Source organism: Muricauda sp. SCSIO 65647, from assembly GCF_021534965.1.
Lineage (GTDB): Bacteria > Bacteroidota > Bacteroidia > Flavobacteriales > Flavobacteriaceae > Flagellimonas_A.
Genome location: NZ_CP091037.1, coordinates 260,272 through 268,194 on the forward strand (window position 1 = coordinate 260,272; position 7,923 = coordinate 268,194).

The 7,923-nt window shown below is 45.2% G+C and carries 4 protein-coding genes; all 4 read right to left on the minus strand.

Translation table 11 applies throughout. The features are described 5' to 3' along the window. Window positions 1–255: 255 nt before the first annotated feature. Genes L0P89_RS01155 through L0P89_RS01170 form a run of 4 tightly spaced genes read right to left on the minus strand, consistent with a single transcriptional unit; the run spans window position 256 to window position 7,887 of the window. Complete coding sequence (locus L0P89_RS01155; protein ID WP_235266572.1) at window positions 256–2,265, minus strand: beta-L-arabinofuranosidase domain-containing protein; 2,010 nt, start codon at window positions 2,263–2,265, stop codon at window positions 256–258. Between the two features lie 13 nt (window positions 2,266–2,278). Then, window positions 2,279–3,892, minus strand: a complete 1,614-nt coding sequence (locus L0P89_RS01160; RefSeq protein ID WP_235266573.1) for an MGH1-like glycoside hydrolase domain-containing protein — start codon at window positions 3,890–3,892, stop codon at window positions 2,279–2,281. Between the two features lie 40 nt (window positions 3,893–3,932). Continuing rightward, window positions 3,933–5,744 carry a glycoside hydrolase family 2 protein gene (locus L0P89_RS01165; protein WP_235266574.1) on the minus strand — a complete coding sequence of 604 codons (1,812 nt, stop codon included), beginning with the start codon at window positions 5,742–5,744 and terminating at the stop codon, window positions 3,933–3,935. 7 nt (window positions 5,745–5,751) lie between these two features. Beyond that, window positions 5,752–7,887, minus strand: coding sequence for a beta-L-arabinofuranosidase domain-containing protein (locus tag L0P89_RS01170; RefSeq protein ID WP_235266575.1), 2,136 nt, complete (start codon window positions 7,885–7,887; stop codon window positions 5,752–5,754). Window positions 7,888–7,923 lie beyond the last annotated feature (36 nt).

A 7,923-nucleotide genomic window follows, 5' to 3' on the forward strand; every position in this document is an offset into this window, starting at 1 on the left:
CTTATAGGAAGCGTTATTCTTGTTTTGCCTATCACAAGAAAATGGTCAGTTTCGGGTCAAAGCTTCCTAAAATAAGTAGGGAAAAGGTAAACCAATGTACTATGCTCCATACTCTTTCAAGAGACTTCTTCAACATAGGCAAGCCATGACTTTACAGCATAGAAGGTTATAGACAGGTGCAAGAAGGTCACCATGTGGTAGAAACCAAAAAAACGATGGCCCTAGCAATATTCCATCAAAGCGGAATATTGCTTGCTATTTTTCCAACACATTGATTATAGGAAATTGCGAAATTCGCAGCGTAGTGCACCCATAGGGAATCAATGTTATTTCTTGTTTCTGTAATTCGCTCTTCGGAATCCTGTTTCTGACAGGAATCTTTCCTGCGGAATGGTTATAAAGTTTCCACTTCGACAATTGCGCTGCAGCCACATTAAGTGAGATGGGAGCGTTTTCAACATTCCAAGGCATTTCGGCCACCTTGTTCTTTTTCGTAACCGAAAAACTTTTTTTCTCAATAGCTTCATCAAGAATGCCATAGTTCCAATGGCTTTCTGGATACACTTCATAATATGAATGTGGAAATTCTTCCGAACTTTTCTCTTCCCATCGTTCTTTCATTTTCAAGGCATAGACCAAAGGCCCCCGTTCGACTCCTACAGACCTTTCGTACCAAGAGCTTGTGCGAACCTTCATGGGCAAGGTCAGTTTTACCTCATCACCATTTTCCCAAATCCTGTCCAAAACAACCACATTGTTATTCATCTGGGTTTCCGTAGGGCTATTGTTTACTGAAATATTCCAATCTTTTGCCCAGAGTGGTATTCTGAGATGAAACGGAAATTTCACGGATTCATTGGCGTTGAATTTAAAGGTAATCGTATCGTCAAAAGGATATTGTGTTTCTTCTTTGAAAGACACTTCAATACCGTCAGCCACTTTTGCCCTTACTTCCGAAGCCCCATAGACCAGTGCTGCCAGTCCATTGTCTGCCGTTGCGTACCAAAGGTTCTGGACAAACTTGGGCCACCCTTGGTGCATGTTCGTGGTACAGCAAGGGTATCCTGTCAAAACCCCATAGACAATACGGGCGTAATCATCGTTGAAAAAATTACGGATATCATCCGTTACCTGAACCTGGTTGGCCTGTTGAAAATATTGTTTCCTTAAAAAAGCATCGTCATGTTGCGTGGGCAACACGTTAAAGGCAATTTTCTCCAAATAATCGGCATAATAGACATCTCCTGTAATCGGCAATACACTTTCAAAAGAAAACATCATCTCGGTGGCCGAGCATAGTTCAGAGCCTTGGGTCGGATCATTGCCATGTAACGGTTCGTCTCCCCCATACATGCCGTTAACATATCCGTGAGATTTTTTTAGGGCGGCCAAACCTTTCTTGACCGCATCTATATATTTCTGTTCAGGATGATGTTGATAGTAGATCAAAGGTGCCTTCAGGCCTTGAGCAACATTTACACAATGCAATCGGGGAAGCGGATTTACCTTGTTGATCCTACCATCTGTAAACGCCAAGGTCCAATCATATGTCTGTTTATTGATCAACTCGGCCAAGTCTAGCAAATAGTCTTCTTGGGTACTATTATACAGCCAGTAAACCACGGCTAGGTTATCTGCTCCTCTCCTATTGCCCCAAAAGGTCCAATGGCCCAAGGGATACTCTTTCAAGGTATTCAATTGGTACTTAAAGTAACGTCGCATTAATTCCAATACCCTTTTATCTTCTGTGGCCGAATAATACTGTTGCAATACCTTTAGCATAACCATTTTGGGCCACCAATCTTCGCGATTGCCCTGCTGCACGCCCTTGATCTTGGTATACCCCTCTTCAAGGGGCCGGGGACCAAAGTACCCATCCTCTCTTTGATTTTCAATGCTCCAATCAATCCACTCTTGTGCTTTTTCTTTTAGTTCTTTATCATCTAAAATATATGCCAAGGGCACCAACCCATCTAGCCAATAAGGTCCACGCTCCCATCCATCGCCCTCGCCCCCAAGCCAACCATTCGTTGGGCCGCATACCAAACTGTAGATACTATCGAGCTTACCCGTTAATCCGTCTCTTTGCAACTTCATCATTTTGTGCAACCATCCTTTCGGTTTTATGGTCCCCAAAGGCAAATGCGTATAGGGTTGGGCAATCAAAGGTGCCTGATTCGTAATGTAATGGGCATTTCGATCTTTTATATCCTGGGCATTTATACCCATTGAAATTGCTAGCAAAACATAAATTATTTTCTTCATCACCTAGTTTTTTTCATTCGTATATTTTGACAGGGGCAACTTCATCTCCATGATAAAGGGTCTTTCCATTGTATATGATTTGGTATCCTTTTCCCATGTTGTATTTAGATCCATCCCTATCCCAAAGAACGGTCAACACTTTTCCCTGATACTGTATTCTATCCAAACAGAACCAGTTCCAATCATCGGGCACCAAGGGCTGTAGTGCGATGCTACCGTCCCATTGTGGTTTGAAACCTATCAAATCATTGATAACCAGATCACAGAAACCCGAATGGTTGTAATCTTTTCCACGTTCCTGTCCGCCCTTTTGATCGGACCAATTTCCATTTCCCCAATCTTTCAATCGGGTACGTGAAATCCAATCTCCCGTAAACGGATTCAGATTTTCGTCTATCCACATCTGCGATTCACCATTTTCCCAAGTGATCACATGTGCCGCGGCATACTGGTTCAAGAGCTTGTAATAGGCATCTTTAGCCAGGCTGCCATTGTTTTTGTAGTTATTCAGAAAATTGGAAAGGCTCTTTAATGTCTGGGTGGTGGCAAAGGGCCATGATGGGCCATTCCATTGGCATTCGTGGCCTTCATAGCTAATTTTAAAATAAGGATGCGACCGTTCTACGGTGGTCAGCCCATAGGGCGCATAAAATGCGGCGGTATCCAATACTTTGTACCAAGCCAGACTATACTTTGGATCATCGGAGGGCAGATTGAAGTACCAAGGTGTATAACCGATCAATTCGCGAATGTCTATAGGCCTGTCATTTTCGGTGTACTCACGCGGAAGCTGTGAAAAAAAATTCAAAGAATCGTTCCATAGACGATGCTCAACCAAATATTTCAGCTGGGCGGCTTTTTCATCAAAAATGTTTGCAACGCTATCACGTCCAAGACGGGAAGCCATCGTCGCAATGGCCTTTGCGTCACCGTACATATAGCTGTTTATGGTAGGTCGTGCCGCCAAGGCACTGAACTTTTCCTCGCCGTCATTGATGATCCGGCCACCGGCACTGAGTTCCATGCCATCCATATTGTCATTCTGCCAGAACAGGCGGTCGGGGGCATCACGCCGTTCGCGCTCCCATTCTTGATAATTCGAGATCAAGTGGTCAAGATGCTTTTTCAAGTAGACCGTGTCTTTGTGAACTTTAGCAAAACCGAACATGGCATCGGCCGCCCAGAAACTATATTTTCTGGTGTTATCGGCCTCTGTTAACCAGTAGTCGATATAGTCCCGTATATACACATCGTTTTTTAACCATCTGCCCTCGTAAATGTGGTAAGCGGCAGGACAATTGATCGTATTGTACTTGCCCGACCAAGAAACCTTTGGCAGAAATTCGGTGATCACAAATCCATTCGGTGTTTTTTTGAGATGCTTTCTGAACGTCCACCAACGAAAATAATAGGTCTTTTGAATAGTGGTATCTGGAACATCGACCAACGGAATGTTGGCTTTCAGAAAAGCTATGGCCGAATCATTCGGTATGTGTTGCCGATAGAGTTCATCGTCATCTTCATTGAATTTTTTGAAATAATGAACATAGTCATCGAATTGCAGAACTGAAACGGAAGACCTTTGTTCGTTGCAGGAGAATAACAACCAGAATGTTAGATATAACATGGTTACCTTTTGTACCCCCCCGTATCGCATGATTCCGTTTTTATTTTTCGTTCAATACCGCAATTACCCCACGATTGGCCTGCCGTACTGTTTCGACGTGCAGCTTGTCTACCCTTCGATCGTAGGTCATCAGTCCGTTGACCTCGCCCTCAACGTCCGTTGTCTGTGTATAGATGGCAGCCGAAAAGCCCCCGTTCACCAATTTTTTCAAAATACGGGCGTACTTGACGTATTCATCGGTCACCTCTTTGGAGTTTTTGAACTTTACATAGCCCCAGTTTTTACCTTGCTGCCAAAGGTGACCCTCTAAAGGCAGCCCGATACCACCATACTCACCCAAAACCGTCACACGATCTGCATCATACAGATAAAGGTCGGGTTCAGGATAATTATGAAGATCCAAAATATCACCTGTTTTGATATGGTTGCCCCCACTGGCCGAATTGACCAAGCGCGAGGGGTCATGGTTTTTGGTCCAAGCGGTGATTTCCTCAGTCTTGAACTGGCCCCAAGCCTCATTGAAAGGTACCCAGACCACTATACTGGGGTACGAATAAAGAAAGTCGATGATTTCTTGCCATTCGGTTCTGTAGATCTTTTCTGATTCGGGAGTTCGTTGCAACTCATTGCCATCAAACATTTTCTTGTTCTGCCATCCGTTGCTTCGGTCACCATTGGGCATATCTTGCCAAACCAACATACCAATTTCATCACAATGCCTATACCACCGCTGGGGTTCGACCTTAACATGTTTTCGAATCATATTAAAACCGTATTCTTTGGTCTTGATGATATCGTATTTCAATGCTTCATCTGTCGGAGCGGTATAAAGTCCATCGGGCCACCAGCCCTGATCCAAGGTGCCGAACTGAAAATAATCTTCATTGTTCAGCTGCATTCTCATGATTCCGTTTTCATCTTTCTTAGTGGAAATTTTGCGCATGGCGAAATAGCTCTTTACCTCATCCACGACCTGTTCATTACGTAACAATCGAACGGTCATATCATACAGAAAGGGCGATTCAGGACTCCATAATTTCTGATTTTTCATTTTTACCTCTACTTCTTCACTGGCAGAAGCCCTTGTATGTGCCACTTTGGTCTGACCATCAAACACCGTAATTTCGATGATATCACCATATAATGCCCCATGCAGATCACCCGCAACCTTTACTGCCTTCAAATCGATATCAGGAGTGGTTTTTAAAGCATTTATACGAGTATCGGGAACGGGCTCTAACCAGACAGTCTGCCAAATGCCGGTCACGGGGGTGTACCAGATACCCTTCGGATCGTTCACCTGTTTGCCCCGAGGTTGTGGACCATCACTGGTGGGATCCCAGACCCTTACGGTCAATTTCTGGTTCTCTAAGGCCAGAAATGGGGAAATATCAAAAGAAAACGGGGCATACCCCCCCGAATGGGAACCTATTTTAATATCGTTCAGCCACACATCCGCTTTCCAGTCAACTGCTCCAAAATGCAACAGAATGGATTCATCCCTCCAATCAGGAGAAACCGTAAACCTTGTTTCGTACCAAACTTCCTTGTCTGAACCGACTTGTTTCATCACTCCCGAAAGGCTGGATTCAACGGGAAAAGGAACCAAGATCTTACCATCAAATTTTTGCGGCTTTTGGCTTCCGTAATCGGTAATGGCATAATCCCAGAGTCCATTTAAGCTTTTCCAATCGGTACGTACCATAATTGGTCTCGGATATTTGGGCAGTGGACTTTCTGGATTGACTTGGGCGGCCCATGGGGTCTTTATCTTCCCACCAGCGGGTTTCCATTGTGCAGATACCGTTGAGATGACCAAAAGTGCCAGAAAAAAAAGCATTCTTTTTTCCATGTCGCTACTATTTCAGGTTATATGTTGGAAATTCTGTGATCCGCAAGGTGGTACAACCATAGGGCACCAAGACTATCTTTTCTTTTTTGATGCCTTCACCATAATCGCCGTCCCAGTAATAGCCATCCCAGAAACCGGGAAAGACAGGTGCCCCATTGACTTCCTTCCATTCGGGAACCTTCACTCCCGTCAGTCGAATCTCTAGCGGGGCATTTTCGAGATTCCATGGGTAACGGCCATCCCACTCATTTTCAATGATTTGGGCAGACTCTGGCAGCTTGTCCAATTCAGATTGAATCAGACCATAGTTCCAATCACTGGTTGCATAGACTTCATTGAACTCCCTATAAATATCGCCCCTATCTTTTTTCCGTTCTTCATGGGTCACCTTTAAGGCATAGACCAAGGGGCCCCTTTCAACGGCGGTCGAGAATTCATGCCAAATAGACGTCTTGATGGTCATGGGCATTTTCAGGGTCACCTTGTCTCCGCTCTGCCATTGTCGTTCAATAACGGCAATCTGGTTTTCGGCTGAGACCTCAACCGGGTTGCCGTTTACCAATATTTCTGCATTTTTTGACCACGAAGGGATGCGCAAATGAAAAGGAAAGCTGGCCACCCTATCAAGTGAGAACTCAAAATCAACACTTTCTTTAAAAGGAAAGCCAGTGGTTTCGGTTATTGTCAAGTTTACGCTATCGGCCACTAACAGCGAGGCTTTAGCGGGCGCATACATGAGGGCCGCCGCCCCACCGTCGGGGGTCGCGTAAAATAAGTTTTGTACGAACTTGGGCCATGATTGGTGCATGTTCGTGGTACAGCAAGGGTAGCCTGAAAGCGTACCGAACACAAAGTCGGTGCCTTTATGGGAATTGGTTTGAAACGAAGTTTCCAATCGGTCGCTCAATTCAATCTGGTTCGCGGCCTGAAAATATTGCCTTGTGGTAAAATCGTCAGAAGCCTGTGGGGGCAATGCATTATAGGCAATTCTTTCGAGTAGGTCGGCAAACTCCATATCGCCCGTTATCTTGATGATGCTCTCTAACGAGAACATTCCCTCTGAAATCGAGCAGAACTCTACCCCTTGCACCGGGTTGGTGCCATGAAGCGGTTCATCGCCCCCATACATACCCTGTGGCTGTCCGTGGTATTTCTTGATATCTTTCAATGCCTTTTTTACGGCCTCGACATAATGCTGCTCATGGCTTTTTTGATAGTAGATGACGGGCGCCTTCAACCCTTGCGCCAGATTGACCGTGTGGATGCCCCCCAACTTTGATACGGTCAAGTCATTGATCTCGGTAGAATCGAAGGGATATCTCTTCAACTTGGTGTAGTGCCAAGGTGTTGTAGGGTCATTGTAATTTTCTTTGTTGGTAAAGATGGTCGTCCAAGGGAAAGTCTGCTCTTGTATGATCTCGCCCAGGTCCAATAGAAAATCATCACCTGTAATATTGTAGAGCCAGTACACCACCTGCAGGTTATCAGCACCGCGGCGGTTCGCCCACAAGGTCAAATGGTCTAAGGGCCTATTGGGAAGCTCTTTCAACTGATACTTGAAATATTTGGTCAGCACATCGATGACCCGTTCATCACCTGTCGCATCATAATACTGCTGCAAAACTTTGAGCATCACCATTTTGGGCCACCAGTCTTTACGATTGCCCCGTTGCAATCCTCTTTCGGGCCCGGGTTCGGTTTCGAAAGGAACGGGACCGATATACCCTTCGTCAGTCTGGTTGTTCAGCGCCCACTCAACCCATGGCCGCGTCTTTTCCTTGAGCGCTTCGTCCTCTAAGATATAGGCGAGTGGCAACAGGCCATCAATCCAATACGGACCCCTTTCCCAACCATCGCCATCGCCCCCAAGCCAACCGTTTCTTGGCCCTACCACTTCGGGATAAATGCTATCGAGGTTGCCGGTCATACCGTTGGCCATATACTTTAGTTGCTCTTTCAGCCAGCCCTCGGGCTTGATACTCCCCAAAGGAAGCTCTAGATAGGCCATTGGTTTTAAAGGACTGCGATTCTGCAAATAAAGAGTGGCCGATTCCAAATCATCTGTTCGACCATCGGTTTCTTTGGTATTGTTGCAGGAGAGCGATAAGAGCAGGCACAATGAAATTAGGGAAATAACTTTCATTACTAATTGTATGTTTGGTTTTTTAATGGCCGTGTT